Consider the following 23,774-nt stretch of genomic DNA (forward strand, 5'->3'; position numbering starts at 1 on the left):
TTGAAGGTGCCCATCAGGGGCTTAGATGTGTGCATCGGTTTCTCCAACTGGAGTTGAAAAAAAACCGAGAGGTGAGTGGACTACCCATCAGACGCTATGCATTGACGCATAACAGCTGGGGTAATAAAGTCTACTCGGTATACTAACCGTATACCTGAAGCCCTCTCAAAAGCTTCTCCCCTCGGGGTTGTTAACTAGCTAGCTGGTTTGCAACGTGGACGTTCCACCGTCCTACCCGGATCAGCCCGGTATTCCACTACCGGGCTTTTCTTTGTCTGCAAATCCTACTGCTCGCGCGCGGCACCGTGGTGTGACTGGTGTTTCACGCGGTCGCTGTATGCCTAGCCAGTGATCACGATGTTACTTGTGCCGCTACGCTGTTTCAAAGTGCATATTTTCATTGTGTCTAAAACTTGCGCCCTGTTAGTGCCGTAGGAGCGAACCGAAAATAGCCCCAGATGTACCCAGACACACCCAGACACACCCACGGGCCATTACTGGAAGGTGTCAGGAAGTTGTATCAAGATGTTTCAGTTGCGCAGCGAGTGCCGCCTCGAACGCCTCCATCGCTTCGATCTTCGCCGGCAGATAGGCCTCTGGGTTATTCCGGTAATGCCGCCCCACGACGCCAGTTTGGCCGTGACTCTGCAATAGGTCCGATTGCTCGTCAGGTATACCGTGCCGCTGCATCAGTTGCGTGCAGGTACGCCGCAAGTCTCTCGGGGTGAATCGCTCGATTCGCTTGCCATCAATGACGGCGTGCTTCGAGCGGCACCAATCAGCAATTGCATGGGTAAAGCTGGTCACTACAAACGGTGCCTTACCGGTAGAAGTCCAAGGCCAGTTTTCTTCGCCATTTATCTCGAACACGTCTTCCAGAATCTCGACGGCGCGATCGGTTAGCGGCACCAAGTGAACGCGCTTCACGCTTCCCCGGCCTTTTACGTCGATCAGGCGCATGACCTTCTTATCCACATCGAAACTCGACCAAGGCTCCCTGGCGACTTGGGCGATGCGCTGCCCGCCAGTTGCGATAACAAACTTGAACAGCAACGCCATGACCGGGCCGACGCCTTCGGTTATCTCGATGGTGTGCCAGAACTTGCTCAGCTCAGCATCGCTTAGCGCCCGCTCAACAGACCTCGTTGCGTGCTCAACCTTCACCGCGTCCACCGGGTTGAGCGCTAAACCAAAGCGCTTGCCGCTGGCTCTGCCGATGGTGTGCTCGGCGGTAAGTCCGTACTGAAAAGCGGCTCGCAGAAAGGCGCGGACCTTCTCTGCCTGGCTCGTCGCGCCACGCTTCCAGATCGGGGTCAGGATCTTCTCGACAGTGGCGGGCGTCACGGCATCGCACTTGAGCTTCTGGATTGAGGCAGGAATGTCCGCCTCGATTACACGACGCCATTCAGCCAACTGGCGCTCACCGACCTTCCCGCTACGCGCTAGCAAGTAATCAGCAAGCAAATCCGCAACGCTTCCTCGCGCAGCCTCGTCGGCCTGCTTCTGCTTCAGTGCCTCAAATTGGCGTATGCGCTCCTGGCGCTCGGCTTCCTTGAACGCGTCATCTGCCTCTATAGCTGCTCGCAGATCTGGTTCATGACGTAGCCGTTCAGACATAGCTCGCGCTTTGTCTCGAATCTCGATCAAAGTCATACCAGTCGCCCGATGGGTTGAGCGATAGTCACCGATCTTGAGTAGCTTCTGCTTGCCGTCCAGGTAGTAGCGAAAGAATGCAGCAGGCGCGCCATCGCCAGGCCGCTTGAACATGATCGCGCCACTACCTCGCCCGGGCAGGCTCTCCGTCAGAGGCTTGCAGCCGGGCTTCATGCCTTTCAGCATCTGGTCATTAACAAAGGAGGGAGCGCGCTTGTTCATGGTCAACGTTTGGTCAACGTAATTGGTTGTGCTGAACGTTACATGACGAAACGACGCGAAACAAGAAAAAGCCACAAGCCCCGTATAACAAGGGCTTCAGCTAAACAGTCTGAAACGGCATGATGCTCAAAAAACGATCATAGCAACCGTCTTGTAATCAGTAGCTCCCGGGTTCGACTCCTGGTGCCGGCACCACGATTTAAAGGCTCGCAGAAATGCGGGCCTTTTTCGTTTCTGCGCTGTGCTTCGGCATCGTCCTCCTGCAAGTTTTCACCCGCCGCGTTGCCTGAGTGAACTGAGCGTGTAGAATCCCGCGCCCCGAAATTCAGGAGACAGAACGTTGGTGATTCATTACTCCGCCTCCAATGGCAATGTCGCATGTGGGCGCACGGGTTCGAGCCTGAACAGTTCGGCGGACGCCACTCAGGTTTCATGCAAGCTCTGCCTGCGCAGCGTGGAAAAGGCGGTAAGCGAGCCGGTGCGCAAGACGCCTAGCCTCGCTGAACTGCGGGCTGCGGCTAAGGCGGCGAAGACTGCGGCAGCTGCACCCGAGGTGGCGGCGAAAACCGCACCGGTGGCTCCTGCAGCGGTAGCGAAGATTGCAACGCGTACACCCGCAGCGGCAGTCAAAGCCGCTCCGACTGCGCCCGAAACGGCGGCGAAGCCGGCTTCCGTCCTCTCCGCGCGCGCCGAATGGCTGAAACGTCTGGAGCAGCTGCCGGGGCGCAATCGCCTGCCGCGTGGCGTATCGCGGCAGGCGTTCATCTAGCGCGTCAGCCGAGCAGGATGGCGCATTGGCCAGGGGTGGTGTTCAAGCCATCCCAGGCCGACCCGATGCCTCGCGATAACCCGCGGGCGGCAGGACGATTCAGTCGAAGGGTCGTTCCGCCAGTTTTCAGCTGTGTCCCCTCCCCCCGCTCTCTGCGATAGACGCCCATTGAATCAGCTGCTGGTCGGCATCACGTCGCTGGTCAACGCATAAGCCGCCTCACCGAACCGCTCCTCTGCACAGCACTCTAAAAACGCAACCCATACAGAGGAGCCGCACATGAACAACTATCACATCAGTGCCACCGAGTCGGGTTGGGAGCTGCGCAAGGAGGGGGCGACGCGCGCCTCGAAAAGCGCCGCGACCAAGGACGAAATGCTGCAAGTGACCGCTGCGTTTCTTGAGGGCAAGACGGCGTCGGTGAAGATCCACAAGAAGGACGGCAGCATTCAGGAAGAGCGCACCTACCCGCGCAGCGCCGATCCGCGACGCAGCGAGGGCTGACCAAGCCTTAACCGCCCAGCTGGGATCCTGTCTCAGCGGTTCGGTTGCGGCGTCAGGCGCAGGTACGGCTTGACCGCGCGATAGCCCTTGGGAAAGCGCTGCTTGATTTCCTCCTCGTCCTTGAGCGAGGGCACGATCACCACCTCATCGCCGTCCTGCCAGTTGGCCGGGGTGGCAACCTTGTGATTGTCGGTCAGCTGCAGCGAATCGATCACCCGCAGGATCTCGTGGAAGTTGCGCCCGGTGCTCGCCGGGTAGGTGATGGTCAGGCGCACCTTCTTGTTCGGGTCGATGACGAACAGCGAACGCACCGTCAGGGTGTCGTTGGCGTTCGGGTGGATCAGGTCATACAGCTCGGAGACCTTGCGGTCGGCGTCAGCCAGGATCGGGAAGTTGACGCGGGTGTTCTGCGTCTCGTTGATGTCGTCGATCCACTTGATGTGCGAATCCACCGGGTCCACGGACAAGGCGATGGCCTTGACGTTGCGCTTGGCGAACTCGTCCTTCAGCTTGGCGGTGAAGCCCAGTTCAGTGGTGCACACCGGGGTGAAGTCGGCCGGGTGCGAGAACAGCACACCCCAGCTGTCACCCAGCCACTCGTGGAAGCGGATGCGGCCTTCGCTGGAATCCTGTTCGAAATCGGGGGCGATATCGCCGAGGCGGATGCTCATCTTCGTTCTCCTGTCTTGCGTGGGTTGCTGCGTTGGTTGATAGCGATTCAGGCGCGCCGTTGCGCCTGTCGCTCGATCCGGCTCTGCAAGCGGTACAGGCTGGCGAAGCCCTGCTCCCAGCGCCGATGCCCGGAGGCCACATTGATATGTCCGGCACCAGCCAGGATCGTGGTCTCGCTGCCCCAGTCGTGGCCCATTTCAATAGCGCGTGCGGCACTCGCGGCGGTGTCGTCGTCCGAACCGACCAGCAGGCTGGCGAATGGCAGAGGCTGGCGGGGGATCGGCGCGAAGTTGTGCAACGCTTCCGGGCAGCCGCTGCGTTCGACATCCGCGGGTGCCACCAGCAAGGCACCGCGCACCCGTTGCAGCAGCGGCGCAGGCGCCTGCGCCGCCCAGTGCGCAACGGTGACGCAGCCCAGGCTGTGCGCCACCAGAATGACCGGCTCGGCACTGGCAGCGAGGCTGCGCTGCAGTTCGGCGACCCAGTCTTCGCGGCGCGGTAGGAACCAGTCCTGCTGCTCCACCCGTGCGCTGCCCGGCAGGGTTCGATACCAATGGCTCTGCCAGTGTTCATCGGGCGAGCCGTGCCAGCCCGGCACGATCAGATAACGGATGCTGCGCATATCGGCGCCTCCTGTGATTCATGGTGGCCAGTCTAGGCAGACGCAGAGCTAACTGAAAAAGAATAAGAAATTCTTTAGTTATTCTATATCAGCATATCGAGCACGCCTCTCAGCTGCACCCGATTTATTCCTTAGCGATCTATAAATGTTCTTAAACAATATTTTTAAGAATATTTAAGCTTTCCCTATTATCCGCTTCACGCCTTGCTGGCTACGGCCGTTTCGGCCGTCACGAAAGGCTTTCACGGAGAACAGAAATGACCGCGACCATTCGCAACCTCGAGGGGCAGGACGAAGCCAGCATCCTGCGCGAGATCCACAGTGCCTTGCACGGCCTCAAGTTCGGCTCGGTGGAAATCACCGTGCACAACGGCCAAGTGGTGCAGATCGAGCGCAAGGAAAAGTTTCGCCTGCAGCCGACCGCCAAGAACGCCTGACCTTCCTACCCCATCCATCAGCCCGACTGGACCACCGGAGGGCGTGACCATGAAACGAGCCGAGACCATGAACACGCACCGGTACTGCAGCTGTCGTCCGCGAATGCGGACCTAATCGAATCGCTGAAAACCACCTGACACAGGCAATCCACGTAGCAACCAGCTCAGGCTGGCTTCTGCCTCGCTCTGCCTGTCTCCGAGCGTGACTCACGCGACCGCACCTGAAGCGCCAACACATACCAAATTTAGTTTTTTCAGGAGCTGCACCATGTCCATTCGTCGCTTCGCCCTCGCCGCCCTGGCGAGCGCGCTGATCGGCAGCCACGCGTTGGCCGCCGACACCCTGCTCAACGTGTCCTACGACCCGACGCGCGAGCTTTATGTGGAATTCAACGACGCCTTCAACAAGCACTGGCAAGCCCAAGGCCATGAGCCGATCAAGGTTCAACAGTCCCACGGCGGCTCGGGCAAGCAGGCCCGTGCCGTCATCGATGGGCTGCGTGCCGACGTGGTGACGCTAGCGCTGGCCGGCGACATCGACGAGTTGCAGCGTATCGGCAAGCTGATTCCTGAGGATTGGCAGACCCGTTTGCCGGACGCCAGCACGCCCTATACCTCGACCATCGTGTTCCTGGTGCGCAAGGGCAACCCGAAGGGCATCAAGGATTGGGATGATCTGGTCAAGCCAGGCGTCGAGGTGATCACGCCGAACCCGAAGACCTCCGGCGGTGCGCGCTGGAACTTCCTGGCCGCCTGGGCTTATGCGCAGCAGAAATTCGGCACGGAAGAGCAGGCGCAAGAGTTTGTCGGGACGCTGTACAAGAACGTGCCCGTACTGGACACCGGCGCCCGCGGCTCGACCGTCACCTTCGTCAACAACGGCATCGGCGACGTGCTGCTGGCCTGGGAGAACGAAGCTTTCCTGGCGCTGAAGGAACAGGGCGGCGAAAACTTCGAGATCATCGCGCCTTCGCTGTCGATCCTCGCCGAGCCGCCGGTAGCCGTGGTCGACAAGAACGTCGAGCGCAAGGGCACCCGTGAAGTCGCCGAGGCCTACCTGAACTATCTGTACAGCGAGGAAGGCCAGCGCATTGCCGCGAAGAACTTCTACCGGCCGCGCAACGCAAGCGTGGCGGCCGAGTTCAGGGACCAGTTCCCGGCGCTGAAGCTGGTCACCATCGACGGGGACTTCGGCGGCTGGAAGACCGCGCAGCCGAAGTTCTTCAATGATGGCGGGGGTTTCGACCAGATCTACCAGACGCAGTAAGCCGTGGCTTCGTAGGGTGAATCGCGCTTCATCGATCCACCGTCGCCCCCGGAGAGGGCCGCCGGCGGAAGTAAAAAGCGACTTCCACCCTACACGCTTCGCTTCAGCTGACACCTTGCTCGGCAGTTCGTAGGGTGGATCGCGCTTCACCGATCCACCATCGCTCCCACCAAGAGGGCGATGGTGGAAGTGAAACGCGACTTGCACCCTGCAGGCTGCGCTCGTCACGCCAGTCGCTCGAATAAAGGCAACGTCCATGTCCCGAACCTCCTCCGTCATACCCGGCTTCGGGCTGACGCTGGGCTACACCTTGGTGTACCTCAGCCTGTTGGTGCTGATTCCCCTGGGTGCGCTGTTTCTCAAGACCACCGAACTCTCGTGGGCGCAGTTCATCGCCATCGTCAGTGTGCCGCGTGTACTGGCGGCACTCAAACTCAGCTTCGGCACCGCCTTCGTCGCCGCTGTGCTCAACGGCATCATCGGCACGCTGCTGGCCTGGGTGCTGGTGCGCTATCGCTTTCCTGGCCGCAAGATCATCGAGGCGATGATCGACCTGCCCTTCGCCCTACCCACCGCGGTGGCCGGCATTGCGCTGACCGCGCTGTACGCACCGAACGGGCCGATCGGTCAGTTCGCTACCGACCTGGGCTTCAAGATTGCCTACACCCCGCTGGGCATCACCCTGGCGCTGACCTTCGTCACCCTGCCCTTCGTGGTGCGCACCATCCAGCCGGTGCTGGCCGACATCCCGCGGGAAGTCGAGGAAGCCGCAGCCTGCCTCGGCGCGCGTCCGCTACAGGTGGTTCGTCACGTGCTGCTACCCGCGTTGCTTCCCGCCTGGCTCACCGGCTTCGCCCTGGCATTTGCCCGCGGCGTCGGCGAGTACGGTTCGGTGATCTTCATCGCCGGCAACATGCCGATGAGGACCGAGATCCTGCCGCTGCTGATCATGGTCAAGCTGGATCAGTACTACTACGCCGGTGCAACGGCCATCGGCGTGCTGATGCTGGTGGTGTCGTTCGTCCTGCTGCTGCTCATCAACCTGCTGCAGCGCCGCATCGCGCTCTCCTGACGAGGCCACCGACATGACTACCGCTTCCCTATCGGTGACCGCAAACAGCACCGCCAATGCCACACGACGCGGCAACGCCCTTGGCCGTCGGCTATTGATCGTCGCTGCCTGGCTGGTCTTCGCGCTGTTCTTGCTGCTGCCGCTGCTGATCGTCGTCAGCGAGGCATTGAAGCAGGGCTTCGGCACCTTTTTCAGCGCCATCTTCGAGCCCGACGCGCTCGCCGCGCTGAAGCTGACCTTGCTCGCCGTGGGCATCTCGGTGCCGCTGAACCTGGTGTTCGGCGTCGCCGCCGCCTGGTGCGTGAGCAAGTACGAGTTCCGCGGCAAGAGCCTGCTGGTGACCCTGATCGACCTGCCGTTCTCGGTCTCGCCGGTGATCGCCGGGCTGATCTACGTGCTCTTGTTCGGCGCCCAGGGCTATTTCGGCGAATGGCTGAGTGATCACGACATCCAGATCGTCTTCGCCGTGCCGGGCATCGTGCTGGCGACGCTGTTCGTCACCGTGCCCTTCGTCGCCCGCGAGCTGATCCCGCTGATGCAGGAACAGGGCAGCACCGAGGAAGAAGCCGCGCGGCTGCTCGGCGCCAGCGGCTGGCAGATGTTCTGGCATATCACCCTGCCGAACATCAAATGGGGGCTGATCTACGGCGTGGTGCTCTGCACCGCGCGGGCCATGGGCGAGTTCGGCGCGGTGTCGGTGGTCTCCGGGCATATCCGTGGGCTGACCAACACGCTGCCGCTGCACGTCGAGATTCTCTACAACGAATACAACCATGTCGCCGCGTTCAGCGTGGCCAGCCTGCTGCTGGGCCTGGCGCTGGTGATCCTGCTGCTCAAGCAGTGGAGCGAGTCGCGTATCGCCCGCCTGCATGCAAACGCCGAGGAATGACCATGTCGATCGAAATCAGCCACATCAACAAGCGCTTCGGCCAGTTCCAGGCACTGAACGCCATCAACCTGCACATCCAGAGCGGCGAACTGGTTGCCCTGCTCGGCCCATCCGGCTGCGGCAAGACCAGCCTGCTGCGCATCATCGCCGGGCTGGAAACGCCGGACAGCGGCAGCATCGTGTTCCATGGCGAGGATGTCTCCAGCCGTGACGTGCGCGATCGCAATGTCGGTTTCGTCTTCCAGCACTACGCGCTGTTCCGCCACATGACCGTGTTCGAAAACGTTGCCTTTGGCCTGCGCATGAAGCCGAAAAAGCAGCGCCCGAGCGATGCGGTAATCGCTGAGAAGGTCCATGAACTGCTCGGCCTGGTGCAGCTCGACTGGCTTGCCGACCGTTACCCCGAGCAACTCTCCGGCGGCCAGCGGCAGCGCATCGCCCTGGCCCGCGCGCTGGCGGTCGAGCCCAAGGTGCTGCTGCTCGACGAACCCTTCGGTGCGCTGGACGCCAAGGTGCGCAAGGAACTGCGCCGCTGGCTGGCCCGCCTGCACGAGGACGTGCATCTGACGTCCGTATTCGTCACCCATGATCAGGAAGAAGCGATGGAAGTCGCCGACCGTATCGTAGTGATGAACAAGGGCGTGATCGAGCAGATCGGTACGCCGGCAGAGGTCTACGCCAACCCGGCCAGCGAGTTCGTCTATCACTTCCTCGGCGATGCCAATCGCCTGCAGCTGGACGCTGAACGCAGCGTGCTGTTCCGCCCGCACGAGATTTCTCTGAGTCGCGAAGCGGTGGCCGAGCACCTGGCTGGCGAAGTGCGCGATATCCGCCCGCTTGGTGCGCTGACCCGGGTCACGCTCAAGGTGGCCGGTCAGGCCGAGCCAATCGAGGCGGAAGTCGGCAACGACCACGCCAGCTTGGTCGGTGTGCAGCGTGGTGCGACGCTGTACTTTCAACCCAAGGGGCAGGCGGTACGCCCCGCTGCCGCACAGCAGACCGGCTGATGCGACGCTACACAAGCTGAAACAGGCCGAGCGACGGAAGTTACTTGGCCTTGATGGGCAACTGCCGCACCCTGTCGGCAGTCGTCCTTCCCAGCGAGGCATCCCGATGCGCATCACCCTGTTCAGCAGCAAGGCCTACGACCGCGACAGCTTCCTGGCCGCCAATCAGGCGCATGGCTTCGATCTGCATTTCCTCGAGGCGCGCCTCGACCCGGATACCGCTGCACTGGCGGCGGGCGCCGAGGTGGTCTGTCCGTTCGTCAATGACGTGCTTTCGGCCCCCGTGCTGGAGAAGCTCGCGGCCGGCGGCACGCGGCTGATCGCGCTGCGTTCGGCCGGCTACAACCATGTCGACCTGCCCTGCGCGCAGCGCCTCGGCCTGCCGGTGGTGCGGGTGCCCGCCTATTCGCCGCATGCGGTGGCGGAGCACACCGTAGCGTTGATCCTGGCGCTCAATCGGCGCCTGCCACGCGCCTACAACCGTACCCGCGAAGGCAATTTCTCGCTGCAGGGGCTGACCGGTTTCGATCTGGTCGGCAAGCGTGTCGGTGTGGTCGGCAGCGGCCAGATCGGCGCCGTGTTTGCGCGAATCATGCTCGGTTTCGGCTGCGAGGTGCAGCTCTATGACCCCTACCCCAATGGCGAACTGGAACGCCTCGGCATGCGCTACGTGGCGCTCGACGCGCTGCTGGCCAGCAGCGATATCGTCAGCCTGCATTGCCCGCTCAGCGAGCAGACCCGCCACCTGATCAACCAGCAGAGCCTGGCGACCATGAAGCCACGCGCCATGCTGATCAACACCGGTCGCGGCGCGCTGATCGACACGCCGGCGCTGATCGGCGCGCTGAAGAGCGGCCAGCTCGGCTATCTGGGTCTGGATGTCTACGAGGAAGAAGCCGGGCTGTTCTTCGAGGATCACTCCGGCCTGCCGCTGCAGGACGATGTGCTGGCGCGGCTGCTGTCGTTCCCTAACGTGATCGTCACCGCGCATCAGGCGTTTCTTACCGAGGAGGCGCTGGCCGCCATCGCCGGGACCACCCTGGGCAACGTCGCGGCCTGGCAGGCCGGGCAGACCAGCAATCAGGTCAGCGACTAAGGTTTTAGCTGCCCGTCGAGTTGGCGCAGCCGCGCTTCGAGCAGTTCCGGAAAGCGCTTGAACCAGGTCTGGTTCAGCGGCGAGGGATGCGGCAGCGGATGCAGGCTGAAGGTTCGGCTCCGCCCCTGCGCGTCCTGTAGCTCGATATCCAGGCTGGCGCTGAAGCGCTCCTCACGCTGCCAGAAGGCCTCCAGCCGTTGACGCTCTGCGCGCGGCTGGTCGATGCCGAACCAGAAAAACGCCTCGCGGCCGAGCGTGACGATCTGCCGGCCGTGCCAGCTGTCGACCAGCAGCTGACGCATCAGCGGATGGAAACGGCGCTTCACCGCCATCGACCAGGCCTTGTTGCCGACCGGCTTGTACGGCACGGTGTTGATCCAGAAATAGTCCCGCCCCAGCGCCCGTCCGGCCTCGAAATCCGGCATCTGCTCACCGTGCAGGTGGCGATACAGCACACGCCGGACGATCTGCCCTCCAGCGCCGATGAAGGGCTCGCCATGGCGGACCTCCTCGCGGCCCGGATCACGGCCGAAAAAGCAGAGCGGCGCATCGGCGTCGCCAAGCCCGATGATCGGCTCCAGCGGATCACGCTCGAATGCCCGGTAGACCGGTCGATCAATGCCATCGGTGTGCGCGGCAACCTCGCGCAGCGCCTGACGTATCTCGGTGGGAAGCGTCATTGCCTGTGGCTCAGAAGTCGCTTTCGTCGACCAGCTCGACTGCCGCGGCTTCCAGCGCATAGGCGGCATCGGCCAGATCGTTGCTGACCGGCTCGATTTGCAGGCGACCGTCGACCCACAGCGGCGCGTAGATGTCCTCCAGGGCGATGCCCTTCGGGTAGCGCACCAGCACGATCTGATTCGGTGGCGGCGGCGGTACGTGGATGCAGGCCCCGGGATAGGGCACCAGGAAGAATTCGGTACTGCGCCCGCGCTCGTCGCTCTCCAGCGGCACCGGATAGCCACCGAGGCGGATCTCGCGGCCGTTCAGTTCGGCAACGGTCTTCGCCGAATACATCACCGCCGGCAGCCCGGCGTCCTGCTTGAGTCCGCCCTGGTCGCTGAAACCCAGATCCTCGGGCGTCGCGTGGTCGATCTCGGGCATCTCCTCCAGCGCCTGGCGATCCTCGGGCGGCATCAGTTCCAACCAGTCGAGCTCCGCCGGTGCGGCATGAACGGTGGACGCGAATGCGAGACAGCAGAACAGTGAAAGGAGGGATTTGCGCATAGGGCAACTACATGAGAGAGAACGGGGCCGCAGGGCGCGGCCCCGCGGTGCATCAATGCTTGCGACTGGTGACCATACCGTAGATGACCAGCAGGATGATCGCACCGACCACGGCGCCGATAAAGCCTGCGCCCTCACCCGCCTGGTAGAGGCCGAGCGCCTGGCCACCGTAGGTCGCCAGCAGCGAGCCGCCGATACCCAGCAGGATGGTCATGATCCAGCCCATGCTGTCGTCGCCGGGCTTCAGGAAGCGCGCAATAAGACCGACGATCAGGCCGATGATGATGGTGCCGATGATGCCCATGGATAATCTCCTCAGGTCCGAAGGTGGGTAACCAATGGACCCGAGGGCTCTGCGGCGGTTCGCCGAAGCCTGACGGCCGGGCGTCAGGAATGCGGGATCAGCGTCTCGACAGCGGTGATCTGCCGGTCCAGCGTGGCGCGATCGGGGCAGCGCAGCGTGGCGTGGCCGACCTTGCGCCCGGCCTTGAAGGCCTTGCCATAGTGGTGCAGATGACAGTCCTGAATGGCGATGACCTTTTCCACCGGCGGCACTTCGCCGATAAAGTTGAGCATGGCGCTCTCGCCCAGCTTGTCGGTCGAACCCAGAGGCAGGCCGGCGACGGCGCGCAGGTGATTCTCGAACTGGCTGCACTCGGCGCCTTCGATGGTCCAGTGCCCGGAGTTGTGCACGCGCGGGGCGATCTCGTTGGCCTTCAGGCCGCCATCGACTTCGAAGAACTCGAAGGCCAGCACGCCGACATAGTCCAGCTGCTTGAGCACGCGACCGACGTAGTCCTCGGCCAGCGCCTGCAGCGGATGGTTGCTGCTGGCCACCGACAGCCGCAGGATGCCGCCCTCGTGGCTGTTGTGTACCAGCGGATAGAAGCAGGTCTCGCCATCACGCCCGCGTACGGCGATCAGCGAGACTTCGCCGGTGAACGGCACGAAGCCCTCGAGGATGCACGGCACGCTACCCAGCTCGGCGAAGGCATTGCTCACATCGGCCGGCTTGCGCAGCAGCTTCTGGCCCTTGCCGTCGTAACCCAGGGTGCGGGTCTTGAGCACGGCTGGCAGGCCGATGCTGGCCACCGCGGCGTCGAGGTCGGCCTGCGACTGGATGTCGGCGAACTCCGGCGTAGGGATGCCGAGATCCTTGAACATGGATTTCTCGAACCAGCGATCACGGGCGATGCGCAGCGATTCGGCGCTCGGGTAGACCGGCACGAATTGCGAGAGAAAGGCCACGGTTTCAGCCGGTACGCTCTCGAACTCGAAGGTCACCAGATCCACTTCGTCAGCCAGCCGGCGCAGATGATCCTTATCGTCGTAGTCGGCGCGAATGTGCTCGCCGAGGGCCTGCGCGCAGGCATCCGGAGCCGGGTCGAGGAAGGCGAAGTTCATGCCCAGCGGGGTGCCCGCCAGCGCCAGCATGCGGCCCAGCTGGCCGCCACCTATCACACCAATTTTCATAGCAACGGCCCTTCAGTAGGCGGCAGATCAAGCGCACGCGTTGCGGCGCAGGAAAGCAAGTTTATACCCGCCGACAGACCTCGCCGCGTCTGGCGAAGACAGCCGGCGCAGGCGGCTCAGTCGCGCGGGTCCGGGCAATCCAGAACGCTCTGGGTCTGCTCGTCGCGGAATTTCTTCAGAGCCTGGTGATACTCGGGGAACTCGTGCCCGAGGATGCTCGCCGAGAGCAGCGCGGCGTTGATCGCGCCGGCCTTGCCGATGGCCAGGGTGGCGACCGGCACGCCGGCCGGCATCTGCACGATGGACAGCAGCGAATCGACCCCGGAGAGCATCGACGACTGCACCGGCACGCCAAGCACCGGCAGGTGCGTCTTGGCCGCACACATACCCGGCAAATGGGCAGCGCCGCCAGCGCCAGCGATGATCACGCGCAAACCACGGGCTTCGGCCTGTTCGGCGTACTGGAAGAGCAGGTCCGGGGTGCGGTGGGCGGAAACCACCGTCACTTCGTGGGGGATGCCCAGCTTTTCCAGCATGTCGGCGGTGTGGCTCAGGGTGGACCAGTCGGACTTGGAGCCCATGATCACGCCTACCAGTGCGCTCATCGTCGTGCCTCTCATCGGGCGCCCGCGGGCGCGTCAAGAACAACAAACCACGCAAAAGAGCGTGGCCTGGGTGGTCGCCAAGCAGCCTCGGGCGCTCGCGCGAAAGCCGCGCAGTATAGCGCAAGGCGTGACCGGCCAGTACCCCGCACGACCGGCGCTATTGGAGCTGCGCCGGCACCACGCGCGGCAATTCGATCCAGAAGCGGCTGCCCACGCCTGGCTCGCTGTGCAGCCCCAGTTGACCGTTCATCAGCCGGGCGAACTCCAGGCACAGCGACAGCCCGATACCGGTGCCCTGGATCATGCTGTTTTCGCGCCCGAGCCGCTGGAAGGGCTCGAACACCTGCGCCTGCTGCGCCGGGTCGATGCCCAGGCCGGTGTCCTCGACCAGGATGCGCACGTGCTCCGGGCTGCTTTCGGCGCGCAGGCTGATATGACCGTTGGGTACGTTGTACTTCATCGCGTTGGAAAGCAGGTTGAGCAGGACCTGACGCAGGCGGCGCGGCTCGGCGAGCACCAGCAGGCTGTCGTCCGGCAGGTTCAGATCAAGCTGCAAACCCCGCTGCTGGACTTCCAGGGCAACCAGCTCGGCGCATTCGCGCATCAGGCTGCACACACCCACCGGCTGCAGCTCCAGCTGCGGACGCTCTTTCTGCAGACTGGACCATTCGAGGATCTCGCCCAGCAGCTGGTTGAGGTGCCGACTGGCGAGCAGGATCTCGTCGAGGTACTCGGCCGCTTCGGACTGGCCACTGTCATCGCAATCCATGCGCATCAGCTGGGCGAAGCCGAGGATCGCATTGAGCGGCGTGCGCAGCTCGTGGCTGATGCCCGAGAGCAACCGCCCCTTCGCCTCGCTGGCGGCCTGCGCCTGCAGGGTTGCCGCGCGCAGTTCGCCCTCGACGCGCTTGAGCGCATCGATATCCACATGGGTGCCAGCCAGCACCCGCGCCACACCGGTTTGCGGGTCCTGCTCCAGGACCCGGCCACGGCTGAGCAGCCAGTGGTACTCGCCCAGCGCATCGGCGAAGCGGTATTCGGCTTCGTAGCGCTGCTGCAGCCCCTGCTGGACGCGCTCGATCTGCGCCAGCGCCTGCGGCAGGTCATCCGGGTGGATGCGCTGACGGAATTCGCTGTCGCTGAGGCGGCCGGTCGGCAGGCCGAAACGGCCCAGCATGCTGCCGCGCACGCGCAGCGTGTGATTGGGCATGTCGTATTCCCAGAGGCTCTCGGTCGCGCTCTCCAGCACCAGCTCCAGACGCCGCTGCGCCTCCCAGCGTTCCGATTCGCTGTGGGCCAAACGACTGCCGATGTCCTGGGTATGCCGGGACATCTCGTCGAGTTCGAGGATCGGCGCATGCACCGGTTCCGGTCGCCAGCGACCGAGGCCGATATCGCCAAGCATCCGGGAGATCCCCGCGATGGGCGCCAGCAGCGCCTGGCTGAGCTGGCGTGCGCGCAGCCACATGACGGCAAAGAAGCCGATGTAGAACAGCACCAGCCCGGCGATCAGCAGGTAGCCGATCTGCTGGTAGCGGCTGGCCAGGGCGTTGGTCTGGCGAAACACCGCCGCCTCATCGACCACCGCGAGCAGATGCCAACCGGTTTGCGCGACGGTCGTCCAGGCCACCAGCTGCGGCCGGCCGCCCAGCATCACCCGTTGCACACCGCTCGGGGCGCCGGATATCGCCGTGGCCAACTCCGCCGTTTCAGGACGGCGATCGAGCTGGAAGTCCTCCGGCTTGAACATCTCGCTGCGGATCGCCTCCAGGTAGGAGTGATCGGTGAGTTCAGCGAGGCCAAAGTCCACTTCACCGGGCTCCGGCAGCGCCATGATCGACAGGTCGTCGCTGACCAGCATGGCATAGCCGCCCCAGGGCACCTGCAGTTGGCCGATCTGCTCGAGAATCAGGCTGACGGTGATGTCGATGCCGACCACCCCTTCGAGGAAGTCATCGCGATAGACCGGCGCAATCGCCGACATCATCCAGCCATGACCGGCCGGATCCAGGTAGACGTCGGTCCACACCACATCGCGCGACGGGTTGTGCCCGGCATCGGCCAGGTAATAGAAGTTGTACTTGGGGATATCCATATCTGCCGGGTACTGCTCGAGAGTAAAGAACCACGGATAGATGTGGTTGAAGCTGTCCCAGCTGTTGAAATACAGGCTGGCAACCAGTGGGTTGCGCGTCTCGATTTCCTTCATCAGCGGTTCCAGCTGACGCAGCCTGGCGATCTTCTGCAGGTCATGCTGCTCGGCTGGCGTCGCGCCGGAATAGAACACCGCCGCGCCACCGTTATCGTCGGGGCTGTAGCGCACGCCGTCGGGGCTGAGGGCGAGCTCCGGCAACGGCGCAGGCGCACCGTCGTGCAATGCCTTCGCGGTAAGGTTGCGGTACAGCTGGGTAAGCGAGCCGACCTGGGCAAGCTGCTCGCTGATCAGGCGCGATTCGAGGCTGGCCGACGCCTGCAGGTCATTGAGCGCGGTCTGGCGCAGATGGTCGATCTGCGCGTCGCGGATCGCGCCGTTGGTCAGCAGATAGATCGCGATCAACGCGGTTTCCACCAGGACCAGCGGAATCAGCGCGCTGCGAACGAAGGCTCGCCAGATCCATTGACGCAAGCCGATTGGTTTTGGGATGGGCACGATTGGGCTCCAGCAACCGCGCAAGGCACGCCATCAGCAGTAGGCGCGGCAGGGGCGCGATCATAGCACCGCAGCCGCGGCGGCAAACCATCACCTTTGCCGCATGCACCGCCGCGGTTTCAGGAGGCGCTGGCCAGAGCGGTCGCGGCCGGTGCAGCGCGGCGACACTGCTTGGCCATCGCCGCCAGGCGCACCGCCACGTTGGCCGTCCCGTAGCCGGCGTAGCCGTTGCAGCGCTGCAGAATCTCGAAGAAGAAGCGCCCCTCGAACGGCTCGGTATAGACGTGGAACAGCTCGCCGCCCTCGGCGTCGCGGTCGTACAGCACGTTGTAGCGCGCCAGTTCGGCGAGCAGCGAGTCGTCGAAGTCGAAACGCGCGGCCAGGTCGTCGTAATAGTTGCGCGGGATCTGTAACAGCGGCACGCCGGCCGCCTGCGCGCGGGCCACCTCGGCGAAGATATCGTCACAGGCGAACGCCACATGGTGCACGCCGGCGCCGCGGTAGCTGGATAGCGCCTGGGCGATCACCGTGTCGCGATCCTGCGAGGTGTTCAGCGGCAGGCGGACCCGGCCGCAAGGGCTGCGCATGGCGCGGCATTTCATCAGGCCATAGGGATCGGGTAGCAGCAGCTCGTCGTCGGCCTCGAAATCGAACAGGCTACGGTAGAACAGCACCCAGCTGGCCAGACTCTCGGCCGGCAGCGCAGTGGCCATGTGATCGATCCGCTGCAGGCCGGCGCCCGCGGGTGTCACGGCGTGCAGGCGGAAATCGATGTCGTAGTTGCTCTGTCCTGGCGCCCCGGATTCGAGCAGGTAGATCAGGCCGCCGTCCGGCGCGCGCACCGCCGGAATCTGCCGCTCGTTCGGCCCGATAAGCCCGCGATAGGGCTGCCCGCCGAAGGCGCAGGCACGCGCCAGCGCCGATGCTTCGTCATCGATCTTCAGCGCCATGGCGCACACCGAGGGGCCGTGTGCCTCGAAGTAGTTGTGCGCGAAGGAATAGGGTTCGGCGTTGAGCACGATGTTGATTTCGCCCTGACGAAACAGCTGCACATCTTTCGAGCGGTGCTGGCCGACGTGGGCAAAGCCGAGCTGCTGCAGCCAACTGCCGAGGCGCACCGCGTGCGGTTCGTCCACCGCGAACTCGAGGAAATCGATGCCTTCGTAGCGCGGTGCCGCTGGCGCCGTGAACAGCGCCGGTACGACGGCTGCGGACGGCGCCGAAGCGCTGAGTCGCTGGCCGGTCTTTTCTTCCAGGTGCCGCAGCGCACGTAAGCCATCGGCCGCGATGCCACGCGGCGGTGCGGCACGGAAGCCGTCGTTGAACACCTCCAGCGACAACGGACCGCTGTAGCCGGCCTGCAGCACCGGCGCGAGAAAGCCCGCCAGATCGAACTCGCCCTGGCCGGGGAAGCAGCGGAAATGTCGGCTCCACTCCAGCACGTCCATGGCCAGCACCGGCGCGTCGGCCAGCTGCACGAAGAAGATCCGCTCACCGGGAATCTCGACGATGCCGCTCGGGTCGTCGCCCAGGGCCAGGGTATGGAAGCTGTCGAGAATCACGCCCAGCGCCGGATGGTCGACCTGCTGCACCAGCGTCCAGACATCGCGCCAGGTCTTCATGTGCCGGCCCCAGGCCAGCGCCTCGTAGCCGACCCGTAGACCACGTGCGCCAGCCCGTTCGGCGATGAGGCCGAGGTCGCCGAGCAGCGTCTCGCGGTCGCCCAGCGCATCGGCCTGCACGTTGCTGCACAACAGCATCAGCTCGGCGCCGAGTTCCTGCATCAGATCGAACTTGCGTTCGGCGCGGTCGAGATTGCGCTGCAACCGCTCGCGCGGGCAGCCCTCGAAATCGCGGAATGGCTGGAACAGCGTCACGGCCAGCCCCAGCGCCTCGCAGCGCCGGCGAACGTCCAGCGGGCTGCCGGAGTGGTACAGCAGATCGTTCTCGAACAGTTCGATACCGTCGAACCCCGCGGCCGCTGCGGCCTCGAGTTTTTCCGGCAGAGTACCGCTGAGAGACACGGTGGCGATGGAGCGCTTCATGCGGTTACTCCTGTTACCGGGGGCCGCGGCCGTGCAGGCCGCCGACGGATATGCGAAGCCAGAGTCATGATCAAGGCACCAGACCATCACGCTTGGCCGGATGCCTCAGACCGCTCTGAGCTGGCATCGGCGCTGCCGAATCCTCCAGCAGTGCGCGCAGCGGGGTGGCGATCGAGGCGGTGTAATCCTTGACGCAGCGGTGGTGACCGCCGAGGACGTCGTAGCTTTCGAAGCTCGCGCCCATGTTGCGCCAGGCCCGGCTGGTGTAATCGGCAGAGAAATAGACCACCGGCGCATCGATGCGCTGCGGCAGGTAGCGCGCCATCACCAGCGAGTACTGCAGGAAGCGCACGCGCACTTCGCGGTCCCGCGCCGTGGGGGGCGGCGCCACCTCGCCGGCCAGCCGCTGCTGCACCATGCGCGTACCGCGGTGCGTGAGCTTCCAGGCCAGGTTGGCCAGGCGCTTCGGGTAGGGCCATTTGCTGGTTTCGCCGAAGCGGCTCAGCGCCTCGTAGGCACGGGCGAGATAGCTATCCGGCAACACGCGGTCGAGGGTGCGCAGGATCGCTCGCGACCAGGGCCGCACATTGGCGGTGGGCGGGTCGATCAGCGCGACGATTTCCACGCGGTGTCCGGCTTCCACGAGCAGGCGAGCCGCTTCGAAGGCCACCAGCGCGCCGTTGCAGTAGCCGCCAATGCGATACGGCCCTTCGGGCTGACGCTCGAGGATCAGCGGCAGGCGCTCGCGGGCCATCTGTTGCACCGATTCGGGAATCGGCTCGTCGCCCATGCCGTGCGGGGCAATGGCGGTCAGCGGCTGCTGAGAGCCGAGCAGCCTGGCCAGGCGGCGGATGTAGTAACCGCCATGGGCGAAATCGCCGTGGAACCAGAACAACGCCGTCCGCCCCGGCTGCGCGTTGAAGTCGATGACCGGGATAACGTGCGCCGCGAGATTTTCCAGGCGCTCGGCCAGCTCTCGTGCGGTCTCGGCCTCCACCAGTACCGACTCGGGAATCACGCGGCCGAGCATCTGCTCCAGTTCGGTCAGCATCTCGGTAGCCAGCAGCGAATCGCCGCCGCAATCGAGAAAGTTGTCCTGCGGGCCTACCGCTTCGGTTTTCAGCAGGCGGCGCCAGAGCGCCAGCACTTCCTGCTCCAGCGGCGAGGCGGCCTCGCTGGCGCCGGCCTGACGGGCTCGCTCGCTGCGCTGTTCGACATATGCATCCGCCAAGTGATGGCGCAGCACCTTGCCGGTCAGCCCGCGCGGCAAGGCATCGACGACCTGTACGCGCCGCGGCACTTTGAAATAAACGAGCTCACCACGCAGGAAGTTCTGCAGTTCACTGGGCGAGACACCCATCTGCGGATGCAGCACGACCGCCGCGGCCACGTCCTGGCCGAGACGCGGATGCGGCACGGCGAACGCGGCGGCATCCGCCACCGCCGGATGGCGCAGCAAAGCCGCGTCGACTTCCGGCAGGCTGACCTTCTCGCCACCGCGGTTGATGACTTCGCGCAGGCGCCCGTGCAGGTAGAGGAAGCCGTGCTCGTCGAGGCTGCCGATGTCGCCGGTGTGGAACCAGCCCTCTCGCAGCATGTCATTCAGCGCGGGATCGCCGAGATAGCCGGGCATGACCGTTGCGCCGCGCACGCGGATTTCGCCGCGCTGGCCGGTCGGCACCGGCAGGCCATCCTCGTCGACGATGCTCAGCGTTTCCGGCCAGGGTCGGCCTACGCTGCCATTCTTGCGCTCCGCGGGGGTATTGACGGCGATCTGCGCTGCCTCGCTGGAACCGTAATGCTCCAGCAGCGGGAAGCCCATGGCCTGTTCGAAGGCATCAATGATGTCCTGTCCCAGCGGCGCGCCGCCGGAAGAGGCGAAGCGCGGTCGGTGCGCGCCGAGGCCTTCGGGGTAGGTAGTGGCAGCTTCCAGGACCGCTCGATGCAACGCCGGACCGGCGGAATACCAGGTGGGGCGCAGGGCGTCGAACCACTCGTGCAGGTCCACCACCGCCGGGCTGAGCGGGAAGGCGACACTGCCGCCTGCGAGCAAGGGTGTCAGGATGGTGACCTTCAGCCCGTGGGAATAATACGGCGCCGACACGCACAGGCAGCGGTCGCCGCCATCCAGGCCGAACCAGCGCTGCCACTTGCGCGCAGCGGTCAGCATGTTGCGATGGCTGAAGGGAATCAGCTTGGGCAGGGCGGTGGTGCCGGAGCTGCGCAGAATGAATGCCGGAGCGTCAGGCAGCGGCAGTTCGTCGGCGGCCGGTTGCGCGGCGCCCGGCATGTCGAGCAGCAGCGCCGGCGTGCCATCTTCGGCCGGCTCCGCCTTGATCAATGCCAGCCCGTGGCGTTCGGCAGCCCGTTGGCCCTGTTCGCTGTCGCTGCCGATCAGCAGCGCATCGAGCGGCAGCTGCTGGAGAAATTGGTCCAGTTCGGCCGGGCCGAGGCGCGGATCGATCGGCACCGCAACAGCAGCGCAAGCTATGGCAACGATGGCAACGGCCGCTTGCGGCGCTTCGGGCAGCATGATGCCGATCCGTGCATCGCGACCGAAGCCAGCCTGGCGCAACTGCAGGCGGGTTTCATCGATCAGCTGATGCAGTCGACGGTAGTCCAGCGGCGCGAAGCGGGTCGAAACCACAGCCGGCTGCTCGGGCTTCATGCTGGCAGCACGGGCGAGCGCAGCGTACAGGGTGGTTGCTCCGGCGTTCGCTGCGGCATCGCCCAGCACTGGGGAGGCCGCGCCCGAACGGGGCACGGCCAAATCTAGGTCGTGGGTCACGCTGTCTGTCCTTGGCTAAGATCCGGCCGGGCCATGGCACGGATTGCACACCTAGGACAGCGAGACGGCGAAAAGTTGCCCAATGTTGCGCAACAAAATGTGTGCAGTTCGACTCACGATAACCGCCCGTTCCAAGACCGTAGGCGAACTTAAGCTTCGTTGTTGCGCGCTAGCCGCCTAGATAGAGCCTTTTCACGAGAGCGCGGCAGCCCGGGCCTCCAGTCGCCGCCAGAGCAGTCGCACCGCGCCCTTGCGCATCAGCGAGCAGCGATACAGACGGATTTCCAAAGGCACGCGCCATTGCTCGCTGCCGCAGACCGCCAGCTCGCCGCGCTGCAGTTCGGGTTCGACACTGAGCCGCGGCACCCAGGCGATACCGAGCCCCTGCAATGCCATGCTCTTCAGGCTGTCGGCCATCGCCGTCTCGTAGACCGTGGTCGAACGCAGTGCGCGCTGACGCAGCAGCAGATTGACCGAGCGGCCGAGGAAAGCACCGGCACTGTAGGCCAGCAACGGCACGGTCTGCCCGCTGTCGACGTCGTACAGCGGCACACCGTCCGGCCCCACCGCGCAAACCGGCAGCATCTCGGTGCGGCCCAGGTGCAGCGAGGGAAACAGCTCCGGATCGAGCTGCAGCGCGGCATCCGGGTCGTAGTAGGCGAGGATCAGGTCGCAGCCGCCTTCGCGCAGCACATGCACGGCTTCGCCGACGTTGGTGGCGATCAGCCGGGTGGCGATGTTCAAGCCATCGTGGCGCAGGCCGGCGATCCACGCCGGGAAAAAGCCCAGCGCCAGCGAGTGCGCCGCGGAAATCTGCAGCACCTCGCCCTGCTGGCCTTCGACGTGGTGCAGATGGCGCACCACTTCGCCGAGCTGCTCGACCATGTTGCGTGCGCTGACGAGGAACAGCTGGCCGGCCTCGGTCAGCTCGATCGGCGTGCGCGAACGATTGATCAACTGCAGGCCGAGTGCCTCTTCCAGCGAACGGATGCGCCGGCTGAACGCAGGCTGCGTGACGAAGCGGCGTTGCGCGGCCTGGGAGAAGCTGCGGGTCGCCGCCAGCGCCACGAAATCCTCCAGCCACTTGGTTTCCAGATTCACCTGAACATCCCTCGATACGATTGCGCCCAGTACAAAGTCACAGCCACGTTATGCCGTTTCGGCATAGGGCAGCCGGTAACGGCATTGGCCGCCAAACCCCTGAAAGCCTTATTTTAGGCGCACTGCAGCACTGCCTGCGCCTACCGAAGCCACATTACCATCATGTCCGAAGTTGCATCATCGCGAGTCGAAAAAGACCTGCTTGGCACCCTCCCCGTTCCTTCCGACGCCTACTACGGCATCCAGACCCTGCGCGCATTGCACAACTTTCGCCTCTCCGGCGTGCCGCTGGCACATTACCCGAAGCTGATCGTCGCCCTGGCGATGGTCAAGCAGGCGGCGGCGGACGCCAACCGCGAGCTGGGCTACCTGCCCGAGGCCAAGCACGTGGCGATCAGCCAGGGCTGTGCGCGCCTGATCCGCGGCGAATTCCACGAGCAGTTCGTGGTGGACATGATCCAGGGCGGTGCCGGCACCTCGACCAACATGAACGCCAACGAGGTGATCGCCAACCTCGGTCTTGAGGCCATGGGCCACGCCAAGGGTGAGTACCAGTACCTGCACCCGAACAACGACGTGAACATGGCGCAGTCGACCAACGACGCCTATCCCACCGCCATTCGCCTCGGCCTGCTGCTCGGCCACGATACGCTGCTGGCCAGCCTGGAGAGCCTTTGCGAGGCAATGACCGGCAAGGGCCACGCCTTTGCCCACGTGCTGAAAATGGGTCGTACCCAGCTGCAGGACGCCGTGCCGATGACCCTCGGCCAGGAATTCCACGCCTTCGCCACCACCCTCGGCGAGGACCTGCAGCATCTGCGCGGTTTCGCCCCGCAACTGCTGCTCGAGGTAAACCTCGGCGGCACCGCGATCGGCACCGGCATCAATGCCGATCCACGCTATCAGTCGATCGCCGTGCAGCGCCTGGCCGAGATCAGCGGCCAGCCGCTGCGCCAGGCCGCTGACCTGATCGAAGCCACCTCGGACATGGGCTCGTTCGTGCTGTTCTCCGGCATGCTCAAGCGCCTGGCGGTGAAGCTGTCGAAGATCTGCAACGACCTGCGCCTGCTCTCCAGCGGCCCGCGCACCGGCTTCAACGAGATCAACCTGCCACCGCGCCAGCCGGGCAGTTCGATCATGCCGGGCAAGGTCAATCCGGTAATCCCCGAAGCGGTCAACCAGGTCGCCTTCGAAGTGATCGGCAACGACCTGGCGCTGACCATGGCCGCCGAAGGCGGACAGCTGCAGCTCAACGTCATGGAGCCACTGATCGCCTACAAGCTATTCGATTCGATCCGTCTGCTGCAGCGCGCCATGGACATGCTGCGCGAGCATTGCATCGAAGGCATCACCGCCAACGAAGCGCGCTGCCGCGAGCTGATGGAAAGCTCCATCGGCCTGATCACCGCGCTGAATCCCTATATCGGCTACGACAACAGCACCCGCCTGGCCCGCGAGGCGCTGCTCGGCGGTCGCAGCGTGCTGGAGCTGGTGCGCGAAGAGCGGCTGCTCGACGACGCCATGCTGGCCGAGATCCTGCGCCCGGAGAACATGATCGCGCCACGCCTGGCACCACTGGCGGTCTGATCAACACTGCGCCCGGCAGATAGCCGGGCGCTTGCTTTACGGGCCGCCAGCCCGGCCCGTTCGCACAATAAAAACAACAGGAAAACCC

At 64.3% G+C, this 23,774-nt stretch carries 21 protein-coding genes; 9 read left to right on the top strand and 12 right to left on the bottom strand.

The features are described from left to right. Positions 1-507: 507 nt before the first annotated feature. Positions 508-1,875, bottom strand: coding sequence for a site-specific integrase (locus BHD08_RS13105; protein WP_256678690.1), 1,368 nt, complete (start codon positions 1,873-1,875; stop codon positions 508-510). A 340-nt stretch (positions 1,876-2,215) separates the two neighbouring features. Between BHD08_RS13105 and BHD08_RS13110 the strand changes: the two genes are divergently transcribed. Both BHD08_RS13110 and BHD08_RS13115 read left to right on the top strand, forming a co-directional pair. Next, positions 2,216-2,644 (top strand): hypothetical protein, encoded by a 429-nt coding sequence (locus BHD08_RS13110; RefSeq protein WP_125022744.1) that lies wholly within the window; start codon positions 2,216-2,218, stop codon positions 2,642-2,644. Positions 2,645-2,923: 279 nt separating this feature from the next. Then, on the top strand, positions 2,924-3,148 hold the full coding sequence (locus tag BHD08_RS13115) for a DUF2188 domain-containing protein (protein WP_125022746.1): 225 nt from the start codon (positions 2,924-2,926) through the stop codon (positions 3,146-3,148). A gap of 32 nt (positions 3,149-3,180) precedes the next feature. On the opposite strand, the gene BHD08_RS13120 is transcribed toward BHD08_RS13115, so the two are convergent. Together BHD08_RS13120 and BHD08_RS13125 are read right to left on the bottom strand one after the other, a co-directional pair. Then, the gene (locus BHD08_RS13120; RefSeq protein ID WP_003284022.1) at positions 3,181-3,819 is read right to left on the bottom strand and encodes a peroxiredoxin; all 639 of its coding nucleotides are present in this window, start codon (positions 3,817-3,819) and stop codon (positions 3,181-3,183) included. Positions 3,820-3,866: 47 nt separating this feature from the next. Further along, complete coding sequence (locus BHD08_RS13125; RefSeq protein ID WP_125022748.1) at positions 3,867-4,442, bottom strand: alpha/beta hydrolase; 576 nt, start codon at positions 4,440-4,442, stop codon at positions 3,867-3,869. Positions 4,443-4,699: 257 nt separating this feature from the next. Between BHD08_RS13125 and oscA the strand changes: the two genes are divergently transcribed. The 6 genes from oscA (at position 4,700) to BHD08_RS13155 (ending at position 10,210) form a co-directional block, all read left to right on the top strand. Further along, positions 4,700-4,879: a sulfur starvation response protein OscA gene (gene oscA / locus BHD08_RS13130; protein ID WP_125022750.1), complete on the top strand. Its 180-nt coding sequence runs from the start codon at positions 4,700-4,702 to the stop codon at positions 4,877-4,879. Positions 4,880-5,147: 268 nt separating this feature from the next. Further along, the gene (locus tag BHD08_RS13135) at positions 5,148-6,146 is read left to right on the top strand and encodes a sulfate ABC transporter substrate-binding protein (protein WP_125022752.1); all 999 of its coding nucleotides are present in this window, start codon (positions 5,148-5,150) and stop codon (positions 6,144-6,146) included. A gap of 256 nt (positions 6,147-6,402) precedes the next feature. Further along, on the top strand, positions 6,403-7,218 hold the full coding sequence (gene cysT / locus BHD08_RS13140) for a sulfate ABC transporter permease subunit CysT (protein WP_125022754.1): 816 nt from the start codon (positions 6,403-6,405) through the stop codon (positions 7,216-7,218). A 13-nt stretch (positions 7,219-7,231) separates the two neighbouring features. Then, a complete protein-coding gene (gene cysW, locus BHD08_RS13145; RefSeq protein ID WP_125022756.1) occupies positions 7,232-8,107 on the top strand; it encodes a sulfate ABC transporter permease subunit CysW in 876 nt (291 codons plus the stop codon). Between the two features lie 2 nt (positions 8,108-8,109). Beyond that, positions 8,110-9,114 (top strand): sulfate/molybdate ABC transporter ATP-binding protein, encoded by a 1,005-nt coding sequence (locus BHD08_RS13150; RefSeq protein ID WP_125022758.1) that lies wholly within the window; start codon positions 8,110-8,112, stop codon positions 9,112-9,114. Between the two features lie 106 nt (positions 9,115-9,220). After that, on the top strand, positions 9,221-10,210 hold the full coding sequence (locus BHD08_RS13155) for a 2-hydroxyacid dehydrogenase (protein WP_125022760.1): 990 nt from the start codon (positions 9,221-9,223) through the stop codon (positions 10,208-10,210). Here the strand turns inward: BHD08_RS13155 and BHD08_RS13160 are convergent. The 9 genes from BHD08_RS13160 to BHD08_RS13200 form a co-directional block, all read right to left on the bottom strand. Continuing rightward, the gene (locus tag BHD08_RS13160) at positions 10,207-10,890 is read right to left on the bottom strand and encodes a uracil-DNA glycosylase family protein (protein WP_125022762.1); all 684 of its coding nucleotides are present in this window, start codon (positions 10,888-10,890) and stop codon (positions 10,207-10,209) included. The genes BHD08_RS13155 and BHD08_RS13160 overlap by 4 nt on opposite strands. Before the next feature lie 10 nt (positions 10,891-10,900). Next, positions 10,901-11,437 carry a DUF3299 domain-containing protein gene (locus BHD08_RS13165; RefSeq protein WP_125022764.1) on the bottom strand — a complete coding sequence of 179 codons (537 nt, stop codon included), beginning with the start codon at positions 11,435-11,437 and terminating at the stop codon, positions 10,901-10,903. 52 nt (positions 11,438-11,489) lie between these two features. Further along, positions 11,490-11,741 carry a GlsB/YeaQ/YmgE family stress response membrane protein gene (locus tag BHD08_RS13170; RefSeq protein ID WP_003297756.1) on the bottom strand — a complete coding sequence of 84 codons (252 nt, stop codon included), beginning with the start codon at positions 11,739-11,741 and terminating at the stop codon, positions 11,490-11,492. Positions 11,742-11,824: 83 nt separating this feature from the next. Then, positions 11,825-12,910 (bottom strand): 5-(carboxyamino)imidazole ribonucleotide synthase, encoded by a 1,086-nt coding sequence (locus BHD08_RS13175; RefSeq protein WP_125022766.1) that lies wholly within the window; start codon positions 12,908-12,910, stop codon positions 11,825-11,827. 116 nt (positions 12,911-13,026) lie between these two features. After that, the gene (purE, locus tag BHD08_RS13180) at positions 13,027-13,515 is read right to left on the bottom strand and encodes a 5-(carboxyamino)imidazole ribonucleotide mutase (protein WP_177412675.1); all 489 of its coding nucleotides are present in this window, start codon (positions 13,513-13,515) and stop codon (positions 13,027-13,029) included. A 157-nt stretch (positions 13,516-13,672) separates the two neighbouring features. Beyond that, complete coding sequence (locus tag BHD08_RS13185) at positions 13,673-16,165, bottom strand: ATP-binding protein (RefSeq protein ID WP_125022770.1); 2,493 nt, start codon at positions 16,163-16,165, stop codon at positions 13,673-13,675. 119 nt (positions 16,166-16,284) lie between these two features. Further along, positions 16,285-18,210 carry a bifunctional sugar phosphate isomerase/epimerase/4-hydroxyphenylpyruvate dioxygenase family protein gene (locus tag BHD08_RS13190; RefSeq protein ID WP_125022772.1) on the bottom strand — a complete coding sequence of 642 codons (1,926 nt, stop codon included), beginning with the start codon at positions 18,208-18,210 and terminating at the stop codon, positions 16,285-16,287. A gap of 70 nt (positions 18,211-18,280) precedes the next feature. Beyond that, entirely contained in the window at positions 18,281-20,998 is a 2,718-nt protein-coding gene (locus BHD08_RS13195; protein ID WP_125022774.1) for an AMP-binding protein, read from the bottom strand. Positions 20,999-21,190: 192 nt separating this feature from the next. Further along, entirely contained in the window at positions 21,191-22,099 is a 909-nt protein-coding gene (locus BHD08_RS13200) for a LysR substrate-binding domain-containing protein (protein WP_125022776.1), read from the bottom strand. Between the two features lie 162 nt (positions 22,100-22,261). Between BHD08_RS13200 and BHD08_RS13205 the strand changes: the two genes are divergently transcribed. Further along, positions 22,262-23,686 (top strand): aspartate ammonia-lyase, encoded by a 1,425-nt coding sequence (locus BHD08_RS13205; protein WP_125022778.1) that lies wholly within the window; start codon positions 22,262-22,264, stop codon positions 23,684-23,686. The last annotated feature ends 88 nt before the right edge of the window (positions 23,687-23,774 follow it).

The sequence above is a fragment of the Pseudomonas sp. SCT genome (assembly GCF_003864275.1).
GTDB classification, from domain to species: Bacteria; Pseudomonadota; Gammaproteobacteria; order Pseudomonadales; family Pseudomonadaceae; genus Stutzerimonas; species Stutzerimonas stutzeri_AE.